We start from the raw sequence: 22,664 nt of genomic DNA, 5'->3' as shown, positions 1-22,664 counted from the left end.
GGCGAGAAGTTTGGAATGGCGGGCGCTCTCCGGAGCACCCGCCATTTTCATGTCCGCTTGAGGAAGCCGGTCAGCAACGGCTTGAGCGTCTCCGGGAACTGCAGCACCCCGTGGTCCTGGCCTGCCAGCGTCTCGTGACGCGCGCCCGGGACCGCCGCGGCCGCCGCGCGGGCGCCTGACTGGAGTGCCTCGTCGCTCGCGCCGCCGCCGATCACCAAGGTCGGGACCGAGACGCGCGCCAAGTGCTCCGCGCGGATGCGGGCTCCCGGGCCGCAGATCGTCAGGTCGTACGGCAGCGTGGGCGCCAGCGCCGTGAACCAGCCCCACACCGGGGCCTGCTTCATCCCCTCGATCATCTCCGCCGGCGTGCCCGCGACCTGCAGGAACGTCGCCACCGCGCCGTCGCGGTCGCCTGCCGCCAGCTGCGAGCGCACCTCGTCCAGCACGTCGGCCCGCGGGTGTTCGTCGGTCGCGTACGGCGGCTCGTACGCCACCACCTTGTCGATCGCCAGGCCCACCGCGGCCGCTTCCAGGGCCAGGACCGCCCCCGACGAGTGCCCGAACACCGACGCCGTCCCACCCACGTGCGCGATCAAGGCCGCGATGTCCTCGATCTCACGCTCGATGGCGTACTCGGCCGAGTCGCCGGAGTCACCGCGGCCCCGCCGGTCGTAGGCGATCGTCGTGAAGTCCTCGGCCAGCACGTCGGCCAGGCCGGCCACGGTCGTCCGGTCGTTGAACGCGCCGCCGACCAGGATCACCGGCGGGCCGTCGCCGCGCTGTTCGAAGTGGATCGACGTGCCGTCGGCCGAAGTGACGTTCATGCTTCCTCCAAAGGTTTACCCGCGGTCGGAGCCGTCACGCCGATCCGGACACGGAACCTCAGGGAAGTTTCCAGTCGACCGGCTGCGCGCCCTGCTCGACGAGCAGCTGGTTGGCCCGGCTGAACGGCCGCGACCCGAAGAAGCCGTTGTGCGCCGACAGCGGGCTCGGGTGCGCCGACTCGAGGCACGGGACGTCGCCCAGCATCGGGCGCAGGTTGCGCGCGTTGCGGCCCCAGAGGATCGCCACCATCGGCTCCGCGCGCGCGGCGAGCGCCTTGATCGCCTGCTCGGTGACCTCTTCCCAGCCCTTGCCCTGGTGGGAGTTCGACTTCCCGGGCTGCACGGTCAGCGCCCTGTTGAGCAGCAGCACGCCCTGCTCGGCCCACGGCGTCAGGTCGCCGTTGGACGGCAGCGGGTGGCCGAGGTCCTCGGTGTACTCCTTGTAGATGTTGACCAGGCTCTTCGGGATCGGCCGGACGTCCGGCGCCACCGAAAAGCTCAAGCCCACCGCGTGCCCCGGCGTCGGGTACGGGTCCTGCCCGACGATCAGCACCCGGACGTCGTGGAACGGCTGCTTGAACGCCCGCAGCACGTGTTCACCCGCCGGCAGGTACGTCCGGCCCGCGGCGATCTCCGCGCGGAGGAACTCCCCCATGGCGGCGACCTGCGGCGCCACCGGTTCGAGGGCTTTCGCCCAGCCTGCCTCGACGATGTCCTGCAGCGGTCGTGCGGTCACGGCCCGCGAGCTTACCGGGCGTGGCCGGCGTCACCCGAGCGGGTCGAGCCGCCGCAGTTCGGTCCGGAACCGCTGGGCCCGCTCGACGTACGAATCGACGACGAGGGCGATGTTCTCCGCGCTGAACGACTTGTTCTCCCGCGCCTTCCCCGGCACGCCCAGCGCGATTTCGCCGGTCTTCACGAGGGAGCCGTACGACAGCACCGCACCCGCGCCGACCATGCCGCCGTCCTCGATCACCGAGCCGTTCAGCACCACCGAACCGGACGCGATCAGGCAGCCGGTGCCGATCGTCGCGCCCTCGACGTGCACCGCGTGCCCGATCGCCGACGACGGCCCGAGGATCGTCGGGTGCCGGCGGGTGCAGTGCAGGACGCAGCCGTCCTGGACGTTCGAGCGCTCGCCGATCTCGATGTACCCGTGGTCGCCGCGCAGGACCGTCTGCGGCCACACCGACGCGAAAGCACCGATCCGGACGTCGCCGATCACCGTCGCGTCCGGGTGGACGTAGGCGTCGGGGTGGATCGTCGGCTCGAGGGAGCCGAGAGCGTAGATCGGCATGCCGCCTCCAGGTGACCGCGGTTTCACTTCCCGTGCGATTGGATCACGGCATCGCCGCGAACCCGAAGACCCGTCCGAGCAGCACAGCGCTCGTGCTCCTCCTCGTCGTGCTGACCTGGTTCCTCAGCCTGCCGGTCGTGTCACCGGCACTCGCGAACGGCCTGGCCGGGACGCCGCCGATGGGCTGGAACAGCTGGAACCAGGTCCGCTGCCACGACCTGACCGAGGACGTCGTCAAGCAAGCGGCCGACGCCCTCGCCGACACCGGCCTGCGTGACGCGGGTTACAAGTACGTCGTCGTCGACGACTGCTGGCAGGCCCCCACCCGGGCCGCCGACGGCGCACTGCAGGCGGATCCGAAGCGGTTCCCGCACGGCATCGCCGACCTCGCCGACTACGTGCACTCGCGCGGCCTGCTGTTCGGCATCTACGCCGTGCCCGGCAGCCGGACCTGCGCCATGGCGAACGACGCCTACCCGGCGTCCGGCATCGGCTCGCTCGGCCACGAGCGCCAGGACGCCGAGACGTTCGACCGCTGGGGCGTCGACTACCTGAAGTACGACTGGTGCAACGCCGACACCGTCGACGGCCTCGACCGGAAGGCCGCGTTCGAGAAGATGCGCGACGAACTGGCCGCGCTGCCCCGCCCGATCGTCTACGCGATCTCCGAGTACGGCGTCTCCAGCCCGTGGACCTGGGCGCGGCCGGTGGCGAACCTGTGGCGCACCACCTACGACCTGGTCCCGACCTGGGATTCCGTGCTCGCGACGATCGATCAGCAGGCCGTGGTCGCGGTCCACAGCGGCTCCCCCGGCGGCTGGAACGACCCGGACATGCTGCAGGTCGGCAACGGCACGCTCACCGCCGACGAGGCCCGCGCGCACTTCAGCGTCTGGGCCGTGCTGAACGCGCCGCTGTTCGCCGGCACCGACCCGGCGAAGCTGAGCGAAACCGACCTCGCGACGCTGGGCAACGCCGAAGCGATCGCCGTCGACCAGGACTTCGCGGGCAGCCAGGGGCGGCAGCTCGACGCGGGCCCCGGCTACCAGGTTTGGGGGAAACCGTTGACCGGCGGCGGTTTCGCGGTGGTGCTGCTCAACACCGGCAGCACCGCCGCGACCGTCTCCGCGGACCTCCCGGGCGCGTGGAACGTCCGGGACCTGTGGGCGCACCAAAACGTCGGAACCGGCGTTTCGGCGTCCCTGCGACCCCATGCCGCGGCCCTGCTGAAGCTCACCCCTCGGTGAGGTCCTTGCCGAAGCAGCGGCTTTCCGGCTCGTTCTTGTAGATACCGAAGTTCGGGATCTCGACGTAGCCGGACGACGTGTAGAGCGCGATCGCCTCCGGTTGCTTCGTCCCGGTCTCCAGGACGGCACGCTTGCACCCCGACAGCGCCGCCGTGCGTTCCAGTTCGAACAGGATCATCCGCGCGAAGCCGCGGCCGCGCGCCGAATCGGAGACGTACATCCGCTTGAATTCGGCGTCGCCCGGCTGGAAGTCCGGCTCGGGGCCGTCGTGGGCGCGCCACGCCCCGCAGGCGACCGCTTCCTCGCCCTGGTAGCCGACGAGGAACAGGCCCTGCGGCGGCTCGAAGTCCGCCGGGCTCATCGGGGTGGCGTCCTCGCTGCCGTAGCGCTCGACGTACACCTGCTGCACCGCGGCCATGAGCTTGACCGCGTCGGGATGGTCGTAGGGGACCGGAACGATTCTCACGTCCACCGACTTTAGATCAGCGCCAGTGCGTCCATCCCCCGTTTCGGGTGAACGGCTTGCCGTCGACGGTGATCCCGGAGTCGGCCATGGTGACGACGCCGATCACGCGCCAGCCGTCGGGCAGCTCGGTGAACGGCGGGAACGTGGCCGCGAGGGCGTGGTCTTCGCCGCCGGTGAGCACCCAGTCCAGGGGGTCCGCGCCGAGCGCGGCGCCGACCTCGGTGAGCCGGGCGGGGATGTCGAGGTCGGCGGTGCGGACGTCGACGCCGACCCGGGAGGCCTCGCCGATGTGGCCGAGATCGGCGAGCAGGCCGTCGGAGACGTCGATCATCGACGTCGCTCCGGCGAGGGCGGCGCGCGGGCCGGCTTCGTAGGGTGGTTCCGGGCAACGCTGGGCGTTGACGACACCGACCGGGGACCGGAACCCGCGGCCGAGCACGGCCAGGCCGGCGGCGGCCCAGCCGAGCCGTCCGCAGACGGCGACGACGTCACCGGGCCGGGCACCCGAGCGCGTCACCGGCTCGCGGTCGCCGAGGTCGCCGAGGGCCGTGACACTGATCACGAGCTGATCGGCGCGGACCATGTCGCCGCCGGAGACGCCCACGCCGGCGCGTTCGGCTTCGGCCCACATGCCGTCGGCGAGGCCGGTGACGACCGCCCGCGGGGTGTCGGACGGGCAGGCGAGGCCGACCAGGACGGTGGTCGGGGTGGCGCCCATGGCGGCGATGTCGGCCAGGTTGACCGCGACGGCCTTGCGCCCGACGTGCTCGGGCGAGGACCAGTCGAGCCGGAAGTGCACGCCCTGCACGAGCACGTCGGTGCTGGCGACCACGCGCCCGTCCGGGGCGGCGACGACGGCGGCGTCGTCGCCCGGACCGAGCAGCGTGCCCGGCGGCTGGCGCCGTCCTTCGGTGACGGCGCGGATGAGCGCGAACTCGCCGGTCTCGGCGACCGTTCCGTCGTTCGGTGACACCGGTCACCTCTGCTTTCTCTACCGGGACAAAGATCGATCACCGATAGTCGGATGCCCTATGTTTTTCCGTGAGCTGGCGATACGTTGCTGATGACGTTCCTACCTTGAGCGACAAGATCCCGACGAAAGGGCGCGCCGTGGTCCACGCATACATCCTCATCCAGACCGAGGTCGGCAAGGCGGCCGCGGTGGCTGCCGAGATCTCCAGCATCCCGGGTGTGACCAGCTCGGAGGATGTCACCGGACCGTACGACGTCATCGTCCGCGCGGCCGCCGACAACGTCGACCAGCTGGGCCAGCTCGTGGTCGCGAAGGTGCAGAACGTGGAAGGCATCACGCGGACGCTGACCTGCCCGGTCGTCCACCTCTGAGCAGTGGTGTAGTGGTCCGGTGCCTGACTCCGACACCGGTGCGCCGCCCAAGGTGGTGCTCGTCACCGCGGCCGCGCTCGCCGTGGCCCTGGCGGTCGCCGTCGCCGTGTTCGCCCTGACCAAGGGGTCGGCGGACTCCGCCGATTCCGGCCCGCTGCCGCTGGTCCCCGTGCCCGCTCCCGCGGCCGGTACGCCGGCCTGCGGGACGCTGCTCGGCGCCGTGCCCACGGAACTGACGTCCAACGGCGCTTCCCTGAAGGTGCGCGAACTGGCTTCGCCGGCGCCGCCCGCCACGGTGGCCTGGGGATCGACGGATCCGCTGGTGCTGCGCTGCGGCCTGGACCGCCCGCCGGAGCTGACGCCGTCGGCCCAGCTGCGCCTGGTGAACGGCGTGCAGTGGCTGCAGGTCCCGGGCGAGGGCGCGTCGACGTGGTACGTCGTGGACCGCGAGGTCTACGCGGCGCTGACGGTCCCGGACAGCGCCGGAACCGGGCCGCTGCAGGAGATCTCGGACACAGTGGCCGCGAAGCTGCCCGCGCGGCCGTTGCGCTTTTCCTAGCGGAGGCCGGTCCCACGCGCGATCGCCGTCTCGATGAGCGTGGTCAGCAGCGTCGGGTAGTCCATGCCGGTGACCTCCCACATCTTCGGGTAGGCGGACTTCGTCGTGAAGCCGGGCATGGTGTTGACCTCGTTGATCGTCAGCTCGCCGCCCTCGCCGACGAAGAAGTCGACGCGCGCCAGGCCCTGGCAGTCGAGGGCGTGGAACGCTTCGACGGCCATCGCGCGGAGCTTCTCGGTGAGCGCGTCGTCGAGCTTGGCCGGGATGTCGAGCTCGGCGTCGTCGCCGAGGTACTTCGTTTCGAAGTCGTACCAAGCGTTTTCGTCCTCGGAAAGGACGCGGATCTCGGCCGGGAGCGAGGCTTCGACGTGGCCGTCCGGGAACTCGAGGACACCGCACTCGACTTCCCGCCCGACGACGGCGGCCTCCACGAGGACCTTGGGATCGGTCGCACGGGCGAGCTCGATGGCGGCGTCCAGGGCGGCCCAGTCGGCGACGCGGGTGATGCCGACGGAGGAGCCGGCGCGCGAGGGCTTGACGAACACCGGCAGGCCGAGCTTTTCCCGCTCCGCCTGGTCCAAAGTGGACTGACCGCGGCGGAGGGCCGTGTAGGTGCCGACCGGAAGTCCTTCGGCGGCCAGGAGTTTCTTGGCGGTTTCCTTGTCCATGGCGGCGGCGCTGGCCAGGACGCCGGGCCCGACGTACGGGATGCCGGCGAGCTCGAGGAGGCCCTGGATGGTGCCGTCCTCGCCGAAGGCGCCGTGCAGCACCGGGAAGACGACGTCGACGCGGGACAGCATTTCGCTTTCCCGTCCCGGTTCGACGGCCACGAGCCCCTGGCTGGAGGGGTCACCGGCGAGGACGAGCCCCTTGCCGTCGTCGACGGACGGGAGTTCGCGGCCGCGGATGGCGAGCTGGGCGGAGTCGCCGCTGCCGAGCACCCAGCGGCCCGCGCGCGTGATCCCGACGGGAACCGCCTCGAACCGCTCCGGGTCGAGGTGTCCCAGGACGCTGCCGGCGGACAGGCACGAGATGGTGTGCTCGCTGCTGCGCCCGCCGAACACGACCGCCACCCGGATCTTCTCGCTCATGGTGAGCCACCGTACCCGGTGACCTCGGCGAACAGCCCAGCCCCGTGCGGCGAGCGCGAGCCCCGCGGCGACGAACGCAACCCGTGAGCGGCTTGGCACGTCCGGTGGGTCGAGGGACCGGTGGGCCCGGGCAGGACCCGCCCTCCCTTGGGGGGCCACCGCCACACTGAGCGTATCGGTGCGCACCGACCCGGCTCCGGGAAAAGCCGCCGGCCGGGCTCCCTTGTCCACAACACGGCCGGGCTGTGGACAACAGCCGGGACAACAGCGGAACTTCAGCGCAGCAACGCCACCAGCACCGGCAGCGCCGCCACCAAAGCCTCCCGCGAACACCCCGCGTACCCGATCGCCACCCCGTGCGCCGAGGGCGTTCCCGCGAAGTGCCGCGCCAGCCCGTCCAGCCGGATCCCGCGCCGCTCGGCCGCCGCGATCACCGACACCTCCACCGAAGCCGACGAGAACGGCACCACCAGGTGCGCTCCCGCGTCGTCGCCGCGGACCGGGATGCCCGCGGCCGCCAGCGCCCCCGCCAGCAGCGTCCGGCGCTCCGCCATCTCGCGGCGCAGCTTCCGCAGGTGACGCCCCAGATCCCCGTTGCGGGCGAACTCGTACAGCACCCGCTGCCCGGCCGGGGACGGCCGCGTGCCCGTCGAGTCCCGGTAGGCCAGCACCGCCGACGTGATCGCCTCCGGCGCCACCATCCACCCCGCGCCCAGCGTCGGCGTGAGGATCTTCGAAGTCGTCCCGAGGTGCGCCACCACGTCCGGCGCCAGCGCGGCCAGCATCGGCAGCGGCGCGACGTCGAACCGGAGCTCGCCGTCGTAGTCGTCCTCGATGACCAGCATGGCCGACGCCCGCGCCCGCTCGATTAGCGAAACCCGCCGCGCCGCGCTCAGCCTGCTGCCCATCGGGTACTGGTGCGCCGGCGAGCAGTACACCGCCCGCGCGCCCGCCGGGATCTCCTCCGGCCGCAGCCCTTCCTCGTCCACCGGCACGCCCACGACCTGCATCCCCGCCCGGCGGAACGCCTGCACCGCCCGCTGGTAGCCGGGCTCTTCGACGGCGACGACGTCGCCGCGGCCGAGCACCGCCGCGGCCAGTTCCACCACCGCGGCCGTCGTCCCGCCGGTGGCCAGGACCGAACCCGCGGCCAGCCCGCGGTGGCGCAGCAGGTGCTCCGACACCGCCGCGCGGTACTCCGGCAGCCCGGCGCGGTGGGCGCGGACCAGCGGCTCCGGGTCCGCCGCCGCCCGCCAGGCGCGCCGCCACGCCGCGCGGTCCAGCCCCGCCGCCCACGGCGTGCCGGGCCCGAGGTCCAGGAGCGGTGACACCTCCACTTCCGCACCCGGCACCGGACCGGGCGCCGGGACCTCGGAAGCCGAGAACGAAGGCGGGGTCGTCACGTAGGTGCCGGAGCCGTGCCGCCCCGCGATCCAGCCCTCGGCGTGCAGCTGCTCGTAGGCCGCCGAGGTCACCGTGCGGCTGACGCCGAGCCGGCCGGCCAGCGCCCGCGTCGAGGGCAGCCGGTCGCCGCCGCGCAGGTGCCCGCTCGCCGCCGCTTCGCGCAGCGCGTCGGCCAGTTGCACCGCCAGCGGCGTCATCGCCGACCGGTCGAGGCTGACCGGGAGCGCGGTGTCGGTGTGGGACACGGGACCTCCTCGAGTGGACTTCCCAAGCGTACGAGAAGTGGCCGTTTTCCGAGGCCACTGTTCCGGGAGACGCTGATCGCATGTTGTCGACCACGCCCCGCACCACGCTCGGCCGCAAGAAGCACCGCGCCGTCACCGACCGCTCGGCGCTGTACGAGGTCCTGGACGAGGGCCTGATCTGCCACCTCGGAATCGTCCGCGACGGCGTGCCGCTGGTGCTGCCGACCGGCTACGGCCGCGACGGCGACACGCTCTACCTGCACGGTTCGACCGGCGCGGCGAGTCTCCGCACCGCGGCGAACGGCGTCGACGTCTGCGTGACGGTGACGCTCCTCGACGGCATCGTCTACTCGCGCTCGGTGAACAACCACTCGATGAACTACCGCAGCGCGGTCGTTCTCGGCCAGGCGAAACCGGTCCTCGACGCCGAGGCCAAGATGCACGGCCTGAAGGTGCTCACCGACCACCTCGCGCCCGGTTCGTGGGAGCACGCGCGCGAGGTCGACGCCAAGGAGTTCGCCGCGGTGTCCGTGCTCGCGCTGGACCTCGCCGAGGCGTCGGTGAAGATGCGCGCCGAAGGGCCGGACGACGAGCCGGAAGACGTCGAAGCGGACACCGCCTGGGCCGGGGTGCTGCCGGTGCGGACGGTCTACGGCGCGCCCGAACCGTCGGCCGACCTCGCCCCCGGCCGGCCGGTTCCGCCGCACGTCACCGCGCGAGCGGCAACCGCACGGTGAAGACCGTGCGCCCCGGCTCCGATGACACCGACAACGTGCCGTTCTGCGCCGTGACCAGGGAGTGGGCCACCGACAGCCCGAGCCCCGTGCCGCCGTTGCCGCGGGTGCGGGAGTCGTCGACGCGGAAGAACCGGTCGAAGATCCGCTCCTGATCGGACGGCGCGATGCCGGGCCCGGTGTCGGTGACCCGGACGACGGCTTCGGCGCCCTCGACCGTCACGGCGACGTGCACCGCCGTCCCGGGCGGGGTGTGCACGGCGGCGTTGGCCAGCAGGTTGTCCAGCACCTGCCGCAGCCGGACCGGGTCGGCGTCCACCACCGCCGTCGCCGAGGACGACGTCAAGGGGTGGTCCGGGCGCCCGGCGGCGAACGCGTCCGCCGCGTCCCCGGCCAGCTCGGCCAGGTCGACGCGCTCGGGCCGCAACGGCGTCTCGGCGGCCCGGGCGTCGAGCCGGGCCAGCAGCAGGAGGTCGTCGACGAGCACGGTCATCCGCGCCGTCTCCTCGCGGATCTTCGCCAGGTGCGCCTCCCGCTCCGCCGGCTCGTTCGCCGCGGCGTAGCGGAAGAGATCGGCGTAACCGCGGATCGACGTCAGTGGCGTCCGCAGCTCGTGCGACGCGTCCGCGACGAACCGGCGCAGCCGCTCGTTGGCCTCGGTCTTCGCGGCCAGTGACGTGTCGATGTGCGCCAGCATCACGTTGAACGCCGTCCGCAGCTCGTCGACTTCGGCGCCGCCGCCGGTGCCCGCCGCACGCACCGGCAGGTCGGGGTTCGCGGTGAGGTCCTGGGAGGCGATGTCGTGCGCGGTGCCGGCCATGTCGGCCAGCGGACGCAGGCCGCGGCGCAGCACCAGCCGTCCCACGACCACCAGCACGGCCAGGGCGAGCGCGAACGCGCCGACCTCCACCCAGATCAGCTGCCGGACCGTGCCGTCGAGGTCCTTCTGCGGCGCGGCGGACAGCAGCACCGAGTCGGTGTCGACCGGGCACGCGCGCACCCGGTACGGGCCGTCGTCGCGCAGGTAGACGGTGCGGGTGACGTCGCCGTGCACGGCTTCGACGGCGATCTTCGCCAGCTGCTGGGCATCACCCGGCAGCCGGCCGCCCGGCTCGGAGACCGCGACGCCGTCGTGGACCTTGTACAGCGCCGAATACCAGGAGTACACCGACTGCGGCGAGCCGTGCGTCTCGCGCAGCAGCGGCAGCTGTGTGGTCTGGCTCTTGGACAACTGCTCGTCGAGCCGCCGGTCGAGGTAGCCGTGCATGATGCCGACCGTCGTGACGCCGACGGCCGCGAACACCACCAGCGCGAGCGCGCCGAGGCCGAGGGTGATCCGGGTGCCCAGCCTGGTGCGCTGCCAGGCCCCGTACCACCGGCGGATCGCACCCGTCACCGGTGGGCCTGCCGCACGACGTAGCCGACGCCGCGCACGGTGTGGATCAGCGGCTCGCCGTCCCCCGCGTCGAGCTTGCGCCGCAGGTGCGAAATGACCAGTTCGACCACGTTGGACCGGCCCCCGAAGTCGTACTCCCAGACGTGGTCGAGGATCTGCGCCTTGGTCAGCACCGACGGCGACCGGCGCATGAGGTAGCGCAGCAGCTCGTACTCGGTCGGGGTCAGCTCGGCCAGGCGGTCGCCGCGGCGGACCTCGCGGGTGTCCTCGTCGAGGGTCAGGTCGCCGACCTGCAGCACGGCACCGCGCGGCTCGGGCTGGTGCGCGACGCCGGCGCTGCGCCGCAGCACCGCCCGCAGCCGCGCCATCAGCTCCTCGACCGAAAACGGTTTCACGAGGTAGTCGTCACCCCCACGGGTGAGCCCGGCGATCCGGTCGGCCGTCGCGTCCTTGGCCGTGAGGAACACCACGGGCACCGCGCTGCCGTTCTCCCGCAGGCGGTCGAGCACGGTGAAGCCGTCCAGGTCGGGCAGCATCAGGTCGAGCACGACGATGTCCGGCGCGAACTCCGCGGCCCGGCTCAGCGCGGCCTGGCCGGTCCCGGCCGTGACCGCCTGCCAGCCCTCGTACCGGGCGACGGTGGCGACGAGGTCGGCGATGTGCGGCTCGTCGTCGACGACGAGCAGGCGCACGGGGTCAGGGGTCTGCACCCCCGCATCTTCTCCCGCCGCGGGCCCGCCGGGCGACCCGTGGGACGGGCCGACAGGAATCCGACAGCGGGCACCCAGCCTCGCCACAGGCTGCGTGACGAGGCTGGCCTTCGTGAACCGAATCGAAGGGGAATCCGTGTGAGCAGCATGACGCAGACCGCCGAGGCCGCGCGCCCGGCGATCCGCCCCCGGATCGCCGCGAAATCCGGCCTCTTCCTCTTCCTCGGCGCCAACGTGGCCGCCGTCACCCTCCTGTTCGCACAGGCCGGGGTCTCGCAGAACCTGCTGATCACCATCGGCAGGCTCGCCGGGCTGTACGGCGCGCTGGCGATGGCGTTCCAGCTGCTGCTGGTGGCCCGGCTGCCCTGGCTGGACCGCCGGCTCGGGATGGACCGGCTGACCACCTGGCACCGCTGGACCGGCTTCACGCTCCTGTGGACCCTGCTGGCGCACCTGGTGTTCATCACCCTGGGCTACGCGGAGGTCGAGCGCAACGGCGTCGTCGACGAGCTGGTCGACATGGCGAACAAGCTGGAGGGGATCCTGCGCGCGCTGGTCGCGTTCGCGCTGATCCTGGTGGTGGGCGTGGTGTCGGCCCGGTTCGCGCGCAAGCGGCTGGCCTACGAGACGTGGCACTTCATCCACCTCTACACCTACGCCGCGGTGCTGCTGGCCTTCAGCCACCAGATCGCGCAGGGCCAGTCGTTCACCGGCTCGGAGCAGGCGAAAGCGTACTGGTGGACGCTCTGGCTCGGCGCCGGCGCCGCCGTGCTCGCCGGGCGCGTCGTGCTGCCGCTGTGGCGGAACCTGCGCCACCAGCTGCGCGTCACGGCGGTGGTCTCCGAGTCCCCGGACGTCGTTTCGGTGTACATGACCGGCAAGCACCTGGACAAGATGCCGGCCAAGGCCGGGCAGTTCTTCCTGTGGCGGTTCCTCACCAAGGACCGCTGGTGGCAGGCCAATCCGTTCTCGCTGTCGGCCGCGCCCGACGGCCGTACCCTGCGGCTGACCGCGAAAGCCCTCGGCGGCTCCAGCGCGGGCCTGCGCAACCTGCGCATCGGGACGCGCGTGTTCGCCGAAGGCCCGTACGGCGCCTTCACGACAATCCACCAGCAGCGGCCCAACGCGCTGCTCGTGGCGGGCGGCGTCGGGATCACGCCGATCCGCGCGCTGCTGGAAGACATCGACGGCCACGTCGTGGTGTTGTACCGGGTCCGCAACCAGGCCGACGCGGTGCTGCTGCCGGAACTGAACGAGCTGGCCAAGGCCCGCGGCGCCGTCGTCAACGTGCTCACCGGGCCGGACCAGGCGGTGGGTCCGCGCGGCGTGATGCTCGGACCGGCGAACCTGCACATGATGGTGCCGGACGTGCACGAGCGGGACGTGTTCGTCTGCGGCCCGCCGGGGATGACCTCGGCCGTGCTGCGCAGCCTGCGCGAGCTGCGCGTGCCGAACGCGCAGGTCCACGCCGAACGCTTCAGCCTCGCGGCCTAGGGGAACGTTGTGAAGAAGACCATCTTCGTCGTCGCGCTGTCGATCGCCGGGTTCATCGCGGTCTGGCGGTTCGAGCCGGAACCGGCGCGCAGCACCGCCATCGCCCAGCCGCCGCCTAGCATCGCGGCACCGTCCCCCTCGGCCGCGCCGCCGACCAAACCGTCCATTTCGGACACCAAGTCCCCCGCACCGTCCACATCGGACAATTCGGGGGCGACGGTGACCGCGCAGGGCACGGCGGAGTCCAGCGTGTTCGGGATCGTGCAGGTCCAGGTGACGTTCTCCGGCAGCCGCCTCACCGCGATCACGCTGCTGCAGGCCCCGGACCACGGGCGGGCGCTCACCGCGTTGCCGCGGCTGCAGGAAGAGGCGATGCAGGCGCAGAGCGCGAACATCGACACGGTGACCGGCGCGACCGAGACGAGCGAGTCGTACAAGACGTCGCTGCAGGCCGCGATCGACGCGAGGGGCAAACGATGACCACCCGCGTCGAACAGGTGATGGGCCTGCCGATCTCGCTGGACCTGCGTGACGAAGGCGACTTCGCCGAGGTCGTCGACGAGGTCTTCGCGTGGTTCCGCGACGTCGACGCCCGGTTCAGCCCGTTCAAAGAGGACAGCGAGGTCAGCCGGTACGACCGCGGCGAGCTGCCGGCCGCCGAGCTGAGCGATGACCTCCTGGAGGTCCTGGAGCTCTGCGCGTACTACGAGCAGCTCTCCGGCGGCGCCTTCCGCGCGCGGCTGCCCGGCCGCGGCCTCGATCCGTGCGCGGTCGTCAAGGGCTGGGCGGTGCAGCGCGCCGCCGACCTGCTGAAGGCCGAGGGCGCGACGACGTTCTGCCTCAACGCCGGCGGCGACGTCGTCACCGCGGGCGAGCCGGAGCCGGGACGTCCATGGCGGGTCGGCGTGCGCCACCCGGAGCAGCCCCTCGCGGTGTGCGCGGTGCTGGAGTCGCGCAACGGCGCGATCGCGACGTCGGCGGCGTACGAGCGCGGCTCGCACATCCTCGACGGCCGCTCCGGCACCCCGGCGACCGGGCTGATGAGCGTCACCGTCGTGGCCGGCGACCTGGTGACCGCGGACGCGCTGGCCACCGCGGCGTTCGCGATGGGCACGGAGGGCATCACCTGGGCGGCCGACCGGCCGGACTGCGAGATCCTCATCGTCGACGACAGCCGTCGCGTGCACCGGACGGCGGGGCTCGCGCTGGCGTCCTGAAATCGGTTCGCTCCCCGGCCGGGGCTCGGCCAGACTCGGCAGCACCCGACCTCGAGGAGTGCCATGCCGTCGTCCGTCCTCAACGTTTCCGTCGACTGCGCCGACCCGTACTCGCTGTTGCAGTTCTGGAGCCAGGTCACCGGTAAGCCGATCCCCGACGAAGACCAGCCGGGCGACGACGAGGTGGGCTTCGAGCTCAACGACGGGACGAGCCTGCTCTTCCTGCGCGTGCCGGAGCCGAAGACGGTGAAGAACCGCCTCCACCTGTGCCTGCAGCCGGACATCCCGCGCGACGAGGAGGTCGAGCGGCTGCTGGGCCTGGGCGCGACGCTCGTCGACGACCGCCGCAACCCCGACGGCACCGGCTGGGCCGTGCTGGGCGACCCGGAGGGCAACGAGTTCTGCGTGCTGCGCAGCGCGGCCGAGCGGGCCGCGACTTCGTGACGGACACGCCGTCGCGGCCGGCGGCGAGCCACCCCCTCCAGGCGGTCGAGCCGGCTGCCTAAGGTGGACCGCATGCCCTTGATCGCGGTCGCCACCCTGGGCGGCACCATCTCGATGGCCCCGGTCCGCGGCGAAGGCGGCGCGGTGCCCCGGTTCGGCGCGGCCGAGCTGCTCGGCGGGCTCGGCGACCTGCCGATGGACGTCCTGGCGGAGACCTTGGCCGGGATCGGCAGCGCGTCGCTGGACTTCGCGACGCTGCTGCGGTGCCGCGAGTGGGGGTTGCAGCAGGACGCCGACGGTTTCGTGGTCGTGCAGGGCACCGACACCTTCGAAGAGACGGCGTACTTCCTGGATCTGTGCTGGCCGTCGGAGATCCCGGTGGTGGTCACCGGCGCGATGCGCAACGCTGGCCTGCTCAGCGCGGACGGCCCGGCGAACCTGCGCAACGCGCTGACCGTGGCGGCCGATCCGCGCAGCCGCGGCCGGGGTGCGCTGGTGACGCTCAACGACGACGTCCACGCGGCGCGCTGGGTGCGGAAGGCGCATTCGAGCCACCTGGAGGCGTTCTCGTCGGCACCCGCCGGGCCGCTCGGCATGGTCGTGGAAAACGCGGTGCACTACTTCCACCCGTCGCCGCCGAGGCTGCCGTCGCCGGCCGGTCGCGACTTCGGCGGCCTGGTCCCGGTGGTCGAAGCGGGTCTCGACGACTCGGGGGCGGTGCTGGAGCACGCGGCTTCCCAGTCGGGGGTGCGCGGGGTGGTGGTCGCCGCGACGGGCGCGGGGCACGTTTCCGCCGGCACGGCCGACGTGATCGAACGGCTCCTCCCGCGGTTGCCGGTCGTGGTCGCGTCCCGGACGGGCGCGGGCCCGACGCTGCGCTCGACGTACGGTTTCCCCGGCTCGGAGGCCGACCTGATCGCGATGGGCGCGACGATGGCGGGCTGGCTGGACGCGCGGAAGTCCCGGATCCTGCTGCACGCGCTGCTGGCGTCCGGCGCGGACCGCGAGGAGATCGAACGCGGGTTCCGCCTGCGCGGCGACCTGGACTGAAGGGGGCGTCAGCCGAGGACCGGGCCGCCAAGCGGGTCCAGGTGGTACGGGCGCATCGCGCGGCCCGCGTCGCGGTAGACGTGGACCGAGACCGCCGGGTCCGGGCCGTCGTTGCGGACCTCGTGCACGTACCCCGGCCCGAACACCCGCGACTGCCCCGCCGCCAGGGCGTGCAGTTCGGTGACCGCGCGGCCGTCCGGCGCGCGACGCGCCACGGCTTCCGTCAGGTGGCCGCTGACCACGGTGAACGCGCCGCTGGCGAACGCGTGGTCGTGCAGGTCGGTGCGCTGGCCGGGCAGCCAGCTCATCAGCCACACCTCCTGCTGCTCGTCCTTCGACACCAGCGCCGCGAAGCGCTCTTCGGGGTCGTAGCGCAGCAGGTGGCGCCAGCGGTCGCGGTCGGCGGCGACCTCGAGCGCAACGCGCACCGGGTGGCGCAGGGCGGGGTTTTCGGGACGCAGCAGGGTGTTGTCCGGAACGGCGAACATGAGGGTCCTCACGGGAAGAAAAGGGTGTCGAGCTGGGCCGGGGCGGGGTTCACCGACAACAGCGACACGCGCGCACGGCGGAGTGGAGGCCGCGGAGGCCTCGCGACTCGGACATGGCGTGCGCGAACATGGCGACCAGAGTTCCAGCCGCTCCCCGCCCGGTCAAGCCGCTCCCACCATCCGGGCGGTAGGTCACCCTTTCAGGACCACTCGTGCTTCTGCGACCGCCCCAGCAGCTCGGCTCCGGCCTGCCGCGGGTCGACGCCCTCGTGGCAGACGCGGTGCATGGCGTCGGTGATCGGCATGTCGACACCGACGCTCTGGGCCAGCGCCCGGATCGAGGAGCACGACATGACGCCCTCGGCGACCTGTCCGCCCGCGGCCGCCTGCGCCTGCTCGAGGGTCTCGCCGCGGCCCAGGCGCTCCCCGAAGGTGCGGTTGCGCGAAAGCGGCGACGAGCACGTCGCCACCAGGTCGCCGACGCCGGCGAGCCCGGCGAACGTGAGCGGGTCGGCACCGAGCTTCGCGCCGAGCCGGGCCATCTCGGCCAGGCCGCGGGTGATGAGCGTCGCCATCGTGTTGGTGCCGAGGCCGAGGCCCGCGGCCATCCCGGTGCTGAGCGCGATCACGTTCTTGCACGCGCCGCCGAGCTCGCAGCCGACGACGTCGGTGTTCGTGTACGGGCGGAAGTAGGAGTTGGCGCAGGCGCGCTGGATCGCGACCGCGCGCTCGTGGTCGGCGCAGGCCAGCACGGAAGCGGACGGCTGGCCGGCGGCGATCTCCTTGGCCAGGTTCGGCCCGGTGACCACGACGACGTCGGCGGCGGCGATCCCGACGATCTCGGCGATCACCTCGCTCATCCGCTTGAGCGTGCCGAGTTCGACGCCCTTGGCCAGGCTGACCAGGATCGCCTCGGGCGGCAGCAGGCCGCGCCACGCCGTCAGGTTGGCCCGCAGGCTCTGGCTGGGCACGGCGAGGACCACGGCTTCGGCGTCGTGCAGGGCCTTCGCCGGATCGCTGGTGGCGGTGATGGTTCCCGGCAGGGACACGCCGGGCAGGTAGGCACTGTTGGTGTGCCGTTCCCGGATGTCCTCGGCGACCTGCTCGCGGCGCGCCCACACGGTGACCTCGCGGCCGGCGTCGCCGAGCACCTTGGCGAAGGCGGTGCCCCACGAACCGGCCCCGAGGACGGTGACCCGCTGCACGTCGGCGCGCATCAGGTGGGATCCCCCGGCTTCGCCGACGGCGGTTCCTCGTGCCGGATTTCGGCGAGGAGCCGGGTCACCTCGTCCATCATGACCTTGGTGACTTCGCGCAGCTTCGACGCGCTGCGGTTGTTGCCGTCGCGGTAGGCGGACAGGTCGAGCGGGTCGCCGACGAAGTGGGTGATCGTCTTGCGCGGGAGCGGGGTGAACTTCTTCGTGTAGCCGTCGAAGATCTGGTTGGTACCCCAGCGCGCGATGGGGATGACGGGAACGTCGTTCTGCAGCGCGAGCCGCGCGGCGCCGGTGAAGGACTCCTTCGGCCAGCCGGCCGGGTCCCTGGTGATGGTGCCCTCGGGATAGATGACGACGACTTTGCCCTGGGCGAGAGCATCGTGCGCGGCCTTGAGACTGTCCCCGGCGGCGGCGGACCCGCGGGAGACGGGGATCTGCCCGGACCCGGAGACGATCGGGCCGAGGATCGGCGCGCGCGTCAGGCTCTCCTTGAAGAGGAACCGCGGAACCCGCTTCTGCCGGTGCACGAAGACGGCATCAACGGCGGGGTCGAAGTGCGAGATGTGGTTCATGACGAGGAGAGCCGGACCCTGCCGCGGGATCTTCTCGGCCCCGACGTAGACCCGCCGCCCGATGGCGGTGAGCGGGTAGAACAGTGCGGCGGCGAGCCCCACCCAGAAGCCGCCCTTCTCACGCCGGGCCACGATCTCCTCCTCCACGTGTCACGTCCGGCCTTGATCCTGCCGCGCCGGGTTCGGAGCAGTCCAGGGAGGGTCGGTTCGGCGGGAGTCGGTGAGGGGCATGACCTGGACTGAGGGGTTTTGCGGCCTGCTCGGCTTGGTCGCTTTGCGGGCAGTCGGCCGCTTGCGCGGTGCCTGGGCGCCGCCCCGCTGCTCGACCCGGCGTGCCCGACTTGGCTGGCGCCTAGCTCTCATAAGCTGCCGAGCTGGACCGGAATCTCGCGTGGTCTCGCCGGACAGGTGATCAAACACCACACACAGCCCGCCCCACACACAGCCCGCCCCACACACAGCCCACCCCACACACAGCCCGCCCTCCCAGGGGGCCGCCATCCCCCACCAGGGGCACCCCCGAAACCGAACCTACCGACCCCACCCGACAAAACCCCGCCCCCGAACCCCACCAACCCCAAGTTGTCCACAACACCCGTCGCCTGTGGACAACCCACCCGGGCGGCCGACGGCCGCCGCGGCTTTCGGGTAAAGATGGACACGTGGACGTGGATCTGGTCGTGCCGATGAAACACCCCCGCGACGGCAAGTCGCGGCTGCGTGGTGCCGTCGAGGCGGACCGCCACCCCGGGCTGGTCCTGGCGCTGGCCGCCGACACGCTCGCCGCCGTGATCTCGAGCGCGCACGTCAGGCGGGTGCTGCTCGTCGCCGCCGATCCCGGGGCCGTCGCCGAGCTGGCCGAACTCGGTGTCGAGATCGTCGCCGAACCCGCCGAAAAGACCCTCAACGCCGCCTTCCGCCACGGCGAGGCCCTGGTGAAAGCCGACGATCCGGCCGCTGTCGTGGGCGCGCTCCAAGCCGACCTCCCGGCCCTGCGCGCCGGCGATCTCGCGGCCGCCCTCACCGAGGCAGCCGGGAGGAGGGCCTTCGTCGCCGATCGCCAGGGCACCGGCACCACCCTGCTGCTGGCCGCCCCCGGCGAGCCCCTCGATCCCCGCTTCGGGCCCGGCTCGGCGCGGAAGCACGCCGAGTCCGGGGCGATCCCCCTGTCCCACGCTTTGCCGAGCCTGCGCAGCGACGTCGACACCCCGGATGATCTTGCCCACGCGCGGGCCATGGGTGTCGGGAAACACACCGCCGCCCACCTCGGCGCACCGTGTGCGATACCGCGCTGAGCTGTTCATCCGACCTTCACCGAGGCCTGCGCGATTCCGCGGCACGTAGTGAAGAATGGGGGCCGTGAGCACAGACGACGGCGGCACGCCCGCACCGCGGAGGCGACGGAACCCGGCGAACGAACCTTCGGACCCGGCGAAGAAGGCGTCCCGGGCGAGCACGCCGAAACCGGCCGCGGTCAAGCCGGCCACCCCCAAGAAGGTGCCGTCGAAGTCCACCGCGCGCGACACCGCCGCCCGTGCCACCGCCGGCAAGGCGAGGACCCGCAAGGCCACCGCCGCGGCGGCCACCCCCGCGACGACGCGGCGCCGCAGCTCCCCGCAGGGCAACCCGCGCGGTCCCGAGGAGTTCCGCGCCGTGCCGTCGGCGCCACCCGCGGTCACCACCTCGCCGACCGCCGTCGAGACGCTGCCGGACGACCGGTACTTCAACCGCGAGCTGTCGTGGCAGGACTTCAACTCCCGCGTGCTCGCGCTGGCCGAGGACGAGTCGCAGCCGCTGCTGGAGCGGGCGAAGTTCCTGGCCATCTTCGCGTCCAATCTGGACGAGTTCTACATGGTCCGCGTCGCCGGCCTGAAGCGCCGCGACGAGACCGGCCTGCTGGTGCGCAGCGCGGACGGGCTCACCCCGCGCGAGCAGCTGGGCTACATCGCCAAGCGCAACCAGGACCTGGTCGAACGGCAGACCGGCGCCTTCGAGAAGCACCTGCGCCCGCAGCTGGCCGAGCACGACATCCGGATCGTCGGCTGGGCCGACCTGGCCGGTGCCGACCAGCTGCGGCTGTCGAGCTACTTCTCCGAGCAGATCTTCCCGGTGCTGACGCCGCTGGCCGTCGACCCGGCGCACCCGTTCCCCTACATTTCCGGCCTTTCGCTCAACCTCGCGGTGACGGTGCGCGACCCGGAGGGCGGCACCGAGCGCTTCGCCAGGGTGAAGGTGCCGAGCAACGTGCCGCGGCTGATGCGCGTCGAGACCGAGCGGACCAGCCGCACGGCGACGTTCCTGCCGCTCGAAGAGCTCATCTCCGCCCACTTGGGTGAGTTGTTCACCGGCATGGACGTCACGGAGCACCACGTCTTCCGGGTCACCCGCAACGCCGACTTCGAGGTCGACGAAGATCGGGACGAGGACCTGCTGCAGGCGCTGGAGCGCGAACTGGCGCAGCGCCGGTTCGGCCCGCCGGTGCGCCTCGAGGTCGCGCAGGACATGAGCGAGCACATGCTCGAACTGCTGCTGCGCGAGCTGGACGTCGACCCGGCCGACGTCGTCGAGGTGCCCGGGCTGCTCGACCTGACCTGCCTGCACCAGCTGTCCGCTGTGGACCGCAAGGAGCTCAAGGACCGGCCGTTCGTCCCGGCGACGCACCCGGCGTTCGGCGAGCGGGAAACGCCGAAGAGCGTCTTCGCGACGCTGCGCGAGGGCGACGTGCTGGTGCACCACCCGTACGACTCGTTCTCGACCAGCGTGCAGCGGTTCATCGAGCAGGCGGCGGCCGACTCCAAGGTTCTCGCGATCAAGCAGACGCTGTACCGGACGTCGGGTGACTCCCCGATCGTCGACGCGCTGATCGACGCCGCGGAAGCGGGCAAGCAGGTCGTCGCGCTGGTGGAGATCAAGGCGCGGTTCGACGAGCAGGCGAACATCACCTGGGCGCGGACGCTGGAGCGCGCGGGCGTGCACGTCGTGTACGGCCTGGTCGGGCTGAAGACGCACTGCAAGGTGTCGATGGTGGTGCGCCAGGAGGGCTCGACGATCCGGCGCTACTGCCACATCGGCACCGGCAACTACAACCCGAAGACCGCGCGGCTCTACGAGGACCTCGGGCTGCTGACGGCCGACCCGAGCATCGGCGCCGACGTCACCGACCTGTTCAACGTGCTGACCGGCTATTCGCGGCAGGACACCTACCGGACGATCCTGACGTCGCCGCACGGCATCCGCCGCGGCATCGTCCGGGCGATCGGCGAGGAGATCGAGCTCGCGCGGGCCGGGCAGCAGGCCGGGATCCGGATCAAGTGCAACTCGCTGGTCGACGAGCAGGTGATCGACGCGCTGTACCACGCGTCGCAGGCGGGGGTGCCGGTCGACGTCGTCGTCCGCGGGATCTGCGCGCTGAAGCCGGGTGTCGAGGGATTGTCGGAAAACATCCACGTCCGATCGATCCTGGGGCGGTTCCTGGAGCATTCGCGCGTCTTCCACTTCCGCGCCGGCGGCACGCACTGGCTCGGCAGCGCGGACATGATGCACCGGAACCTGGACCGGCGGATCGAGGCGCTGGTGCGGGTGAAGGACCCGAAGCTGACCGTGCAGCTCGACGACATGTTCGACTCGGCGCTGGATCCGGCGACGCGGTGCTGGGTGCTGACGGCGAGCGGCGAGTGGTCGCCGTTCCCGGCGGACGGCTCGCGGGTGCGGGACCACCAGCTGGAGCTGGCGAAGCTGCACGGGGCCGCCGGATGACCGAAGCAGTACGGGCGGCCGGCGCGGTGCTGTGGCGCCTCGCCGGGCGGGTGACGGAGGTCGCCCTGGTGCACCGCCCGCGGTACGACGACTGGTCGTTGCCGAAGGGGAAGTTGGATCCGGGCGAGACGATCGCCGAGGCCGCGGTACGAGAAGTGCGCGAGGAGACCGGGTTCGCCGCGGTCCTGGGCCGCTACCTGGTGCGCACGGCGTACCCGGTGCCGTCGCGGAACGGCTCCGGGACGGTGCCGAAGACGGTCGACTACTTCGCCGCGGAAGCGGTGTCCGGGGAGTTCGCGGCGAACGACGAGGTCGACGAGCTGCGCTGGCTGGACCCGGCGGCGGCGGAGAAGGTCCTGACGCGGCCGGAGGACGTGCGGGTGCTGCGGGCGTTCTGCGAGCTGCCGGTGGGCCTGACGACGGTGTTGCTGGTGCGGCACGCGAAAGCGGGCAAGCGGGACGAGTGGTCCGGCGACGACGATCTCCGGCCGTTGTCCGAAGCGGGACTGCGGCAGGCGGCGGCGCTGCGACGGGTACTGGCGTTGTTCAGGCCGGACCGGGTGTTGTCGGCGCCGCGGCTGCGATGCGTGCAGACGGTGCACGGCGTCGCGGAGGACGTCGCGGCCGAAGTGCGGCACGAACCGTTGTTCTCGGAAGAGGGCTACTGGCCGGATCCGGTGCTGGGCGCGGCGCGGCTCCTGGCCGTGGCCGGCGACGGCGGGACGCCGGTGGTGTGCAGCCAGGGCGGCGTGATCCCGGACCTGCTGAGCACCCTGGCGGACCGCGACGGCGTGGAGCTCCCGGCGGCGCGCGGCGGAGTGGTGCCGAGCAAGAAGGGCTCGTTCTGGGTCCTGTCGTTCCGCCCGCCGACGGCCGAGGAGGGCCCGCTGCTGCTGTCGGCGGACTACCACCCGAGCGCGCTCCCGGCCCCCTCCCCCAGCCACTCCTGAGCCGGTTGTCCACACCCCGGCCGTGATGTGGACAGCTGCGGCCCACGATCGCCGATCGCCCGGTTTTGACGGCACCCGCCGATAGACTGGACCTGGGGACGCCCCCCGGAGAGGGCGGGGGCTGCTCGCCGCCCCCACACCCGCCCGGATCAGCGACGA

General features: G+C 72.2%; 24 protein-coding genes. 12 read left to right on the top strand and 12 right to left on the bottom strand.

Annotated features, from left to right (window positions below):
- Positions 1-47: 47 nt before the first annotated feature.
- From AB0M80_RS29845 to AB0M80_RS29835, 3 genes are read right to left on the bottom strand one after another with little or no spacing between them, the layout of a single operon-like run.
- Complete coding sequence (locus AB0M80_RS29845) at positions 48-824, bottom strand: alpha/beta hydrolase (protein WP_364571568.1); 777 nt, start codon at positions 822-824, stop codon at positions 48-50.
- Between the two features lie 58 nt (positions 825-882).
- Positions 883-1,560 (bottom strand): uracil-DNA glycosylase, encoded by a 678-nt coding sequence (locus AB0M80_RS29840; protein WP_364571566.1) that lies wholly within the window; start codon positions 1,558-1,560, stop codon positions 883-885.
- A gap of 30 nt (positions 1,561-1,590) precedes the next feature.
- On the bottom strand, positions 1,591-2,121 hold the full coding sequence (locus tag AB0M80_RS29835; protein WP_364571564.1) for a gamma carbonic anhydrase family protein: 531 nt from the start codon (positions 2,119-2,121) through the stop codon (positions 1,591-1,593).
- A 32-nt stretch (positions 2,122-2,153) separates the two neighbouring features.
- Between AB0M80_RS29835 and AB0M80_RS29830 the strand changes: the two genes are divergently transcribed.
- Positions 2,154-3,368, top strand: a complete 1,215-nt coding sequence (locus AB0M80_RS29830; RefSeq protein WP_364571562.1) for a glycoside hydrolase family 27 protein — start codon at positions 2,154-2,156, stop codon at positions 3,366-3,368.
- Here AB0M80_RS29830 and AB0M80_RS29825 read toward each other — a convergent pair.
- Entirely contained in the window at positions 3,355-3,834 is a 480-nt protein-coding gene (locus AB0M80_RS29825) for a GNAT family N-acetyltransferase (RefSeq protein WP_364571560.1), read from the bottom strand. The genes AB0M80_RS29830 and AB0M80_RS29825 overlap by 14 nt on opposite strands.
- Before the next feature lie 16 nt (positions 3,835-3,850).
- The gene (locus AB0M80_RS29820; RefSeq protein WP_364571558.1) at positions 3,851-4,807 is read right to left on the bottom strand and encodes a thiamine-phosphate kinase; all 957 of its coding nucleotides are present in this window, start codon (positions 4,805-4,807) and stop codon (positions 3,851-3,853) included.
- Between the two features lie 137 nt (positions 4,808-4,944).
- Here AB0M80_RS29820 and AB0M80_RS29815 point away from each other — a divergent pair, with 137 nt between their 5' ends.
- Positions 4,945-5,178, top strand: coding sequence for an Lrp/AsnC ligand binding domain-containing protein (locus tag AB0M80_RS29815; protein WP_003091994.1), 234 nt, complete (start codon positions 4,945-4,947; stop codon positions 5,176-5,178).
- Positions 5,179-5,197: 19 nt separating this feature from the next.
- Positions 5,198-5,737, top strand: a complete 540-nt coding sequence (locus AB0M80_RS29810; RefSeq protein ID WP_364571556.1) for a DUF3515 domain-containing protein — start codon at positions 5,198-5,200, stop codon at positions 5,735-5,737.
- Here AB0M80_RS29810 and AB0M80_RS29805 read toward each other — a convergent pair.
- On the bottom strand, positions 5,734-6,828 hold the full coding sequence (locus AB0M80_RS29805) for a D-alanine--D-alanine ligase family protein (protein ID WP_364571554.1): 1,095 nt from the start codon (positions 6,826-6,828) through the stop codon (positions 5,734-5,736). The two genes, AB0M80_RS29810 and AB0M80_RS29805, sit on opposite strands and share 4 nt — an antisense overlap.
- A gap of 275 nt (positions 6,829-7,103) precedes the next feature.
- Entirely contained in the window at positions 7,104-8,477 is a 1,374-nt protein-coding gene (locus tag AB0M80_RS29800) for a PLP-dependent aminotransferase family protein (RefSeq protein ID WP_364571552.1), read from the bottom strand.
- An 80-nt stretch (positions 8,478-8,557) separates the two neighbouring features.
- On the opposite strand from AB0M80_RS29800, the gene AB0M80_RS29795 reads away from it, so the two are divergent.
- Entirely contained in the window at positions 8,558-9,214 is a 657-nt protein-coding gene (locus AB0M80_RS29795; RefSeq protein ID WP_364571550.1) for a pyridoxamine 5'-phosphate oxidase family protein, read from the top strand.
- On the opposite strand, the gene AB0M80_RS29790 is transcribed toward AB0M80_RS29795, so the two are convergent.
- Entirely contained in the window at positions 9,186-10,607 is a 1,422-nt protein-coding gene (locus AB0M80_RS29790) for an ATP-binding protein (protein ID WP_364571548.1), read from the bottom strand. The genes AB0M80_RS29795 and AB0M80_RS29790 overlap by 29 nt on opposite strands.
- On the bottom strand, positions 10,604-11,317 hold the full coding sequence (locus tag AB0M80_RS29785) for a response regulator transcription factor (RefSeq protein ID WP_364571546.1): 714 nt from the start codon (positions 11,315-11,317) through the stop codon (positions 10,604-10,606). Before AB0M80_RS29785 ends, AB0M80_RS29790 begins: the two co-directional genes overlap by 4 nt.
- A gap of 147 nt (positions 11,318-11,464) precedes the next feature.
- On the opposite strand from AB0M80_RS29785, the gene AB0M80_RS29780 reads away from it, so the two are divergent.
- The 5 genes from AB0M80_RS29780 (at position 11,465) to AB0M80_RS29760 (ending at position 15,522) form a co-directional block, all read left to right on the top strand.
- Complete coding sequence (locus AB0M80_RS29780) at positions 11,465-12,811, top strand: ferredoxin reductase family protein (protein ID WP_364571703.1); 1,347 nt, start codon at positions 11,465-11,467, stop codon at positions 12,809-12,811.
- A gap of 9 nt (positions 12,812-12,820) precedes the next feature.
- Positions 12,821-13,291, top strand: a complete 471-nt coding sequence (locus tag AB0M80_RS29775) for an FMN-binding protein (RefSeq protein WP_364571544.1) — start codon at positions 12,821-12,823, stop codon at positions 13,289-13,291.
- On the top strand, positions 13,288-14,028 hold the full coding sequence (locus AB0M80_RS29770; RefSeq protein WP_364571542.1) for an FAD:protein FMN transferase: 741 nt from the start codon (positions 13,288-13,290) through the stop codon (positions 14,026-14,028). The genes AB0M80_RS29775 and AB0M80_RS29770 overlap by 4 nt, the downstream gene beginning before the upstream one ends.
- A gap of 63 nt (positions 14,029-14,091) precedes the next feature.
- Entirely contained in the window at positions 14,092-14,472 is a 381-nt protein-coding gene (locus tag AB0M80_RS29765) for a VOC family protein (RefSeq protein ID WP_364571540.1), read from the top strand.
- 72 nt (positions 14,473-14,544) lie between these two features.
- Positions 14,545-15,522 carry an asparaginase gene (locus AB0M80_RS29760; RefSeq protein ID WP_364571539.1) on the top strand — a complete coding sequence of 326 codons (978 nt, stop codon included), beginning with the start codon at positions 14,545-14,547 and terminating at the stop codon, positions 15,520-15,522.
- Between the two features lie 8 nt (positions 15,523-15,530).
- On the opposite strand, the gene AB0M80_RS29755 is transcribed toward AB0M80_RS29760, so the two are convergent.
- The 3 genes from AB0M80_RS29755 to AB0M80_RS29745 all read right to left on the bottom strand — a co-directional run bounded on the left by AB0M80_RS29755 (position 15,531) and on the right by AB0M80_RS29745 (position 17,946).
- Positions 15,531-16,010 (bottom strand): cysteine dioxygenase family protein, encoded by a 480-nt coding sequence (locus tag AB0M80_RS29755; RefSeq protein ID WP_364571537.1) that lies wholly within the window; start codon positions 16,008-16,010, stop codon positions 15,531-15,533.
- A gap of 200 nt (positions 16,011-16,210) precedes the next feature.
- Positions 16,211-17,227 carry an NAD(P)H-dependent glycerol-3-phosphate dehydrogenase gene (locus AB0M80_RS29750; protein WP_364571535.1) on the bottom strand — a complete coding sequence of 339 codons (1,017 nt, stop codon included), beginning with the start codon at positions 17,225-17,227 and terminating at the stop codon, positions 16,211-16,213.
- On the bottom strand, positions 17,227-17,946 hold the full coding sequence (locus AB0M80_RS29745; RefSeq protein WP_364571533.1) for a lysophospholipid acyltransferase family protein: 720 nt from the start codon (positions 17,944-17,946) through the stop codon (positions 17,227-17,229). Before AB0M80_RS29745 ends, AB0M80_RS29750 begins: the two co-directional genes overlap by 1 nt.
- Positions 17,947-18,461: 515 nt before the next feature.
- On the opposite strand from AB0M80_RS29745, the gene cofC reads away from it, so the two are divergent.
- From cofC to AB0M80_RS29730, 3 genes are read left to right on the top strand one after another with little or no spacing between them, the layout of a single operon-like run.
- Entirely contained in the window at positions 18,462-19,094 is a 633-nt protein-coding gene (gene cofC, locus AB0M80_RS29740) for a 2-phospho-L-lactate guanylyltransferase (RefSeq protein WP_364571531.1), read from the top strand.
- Positions 19,095-19,149: 55 nt separating this feature from the next.
- Positions 19,150-21,555, top strand: coding sequence for an RNA degradosome polyphosphate kinase (locus AB0M80_RS29735; RefSeq protein ID WP_364571529.1), 2,406 nt, complete (start codon positions 19,150-19,152; stop codon positions 21,553-21,555).
- Positions 21,552-22,505, top strand: coding sequence for an NUDIX hydrolase (locus AB0M80_RS29730; RefSeq protein WP_364571527.1), 954 nt, complete (start codon positions 21,552-21,554; stop codon positions 22,503-22,505). Before AB0M80_RS29735 ends, AB0M80_RS29730 begins: the two co-directional genes overlap by 4 nt.
- The last annotated feature ends 159 nt before the right edge of the window (positions 22,506-22,664 follow it).

This window comes from Amycolatopsis sp. NPDC051045 (assembly GCF_040682955.1).
In the GTDB taxonomy this organism is placed as follows: Bacteria; Actinomycetota; Actinomycetes; order Mycobacteriales; family Pseudonocardiaceae; genus Amycolatopsis.
The sequence above is the reverse complement of the archived record's forward strand: the minus strand, read 5'-3'. Positions and strand labels throughout refer to the sequence as shown.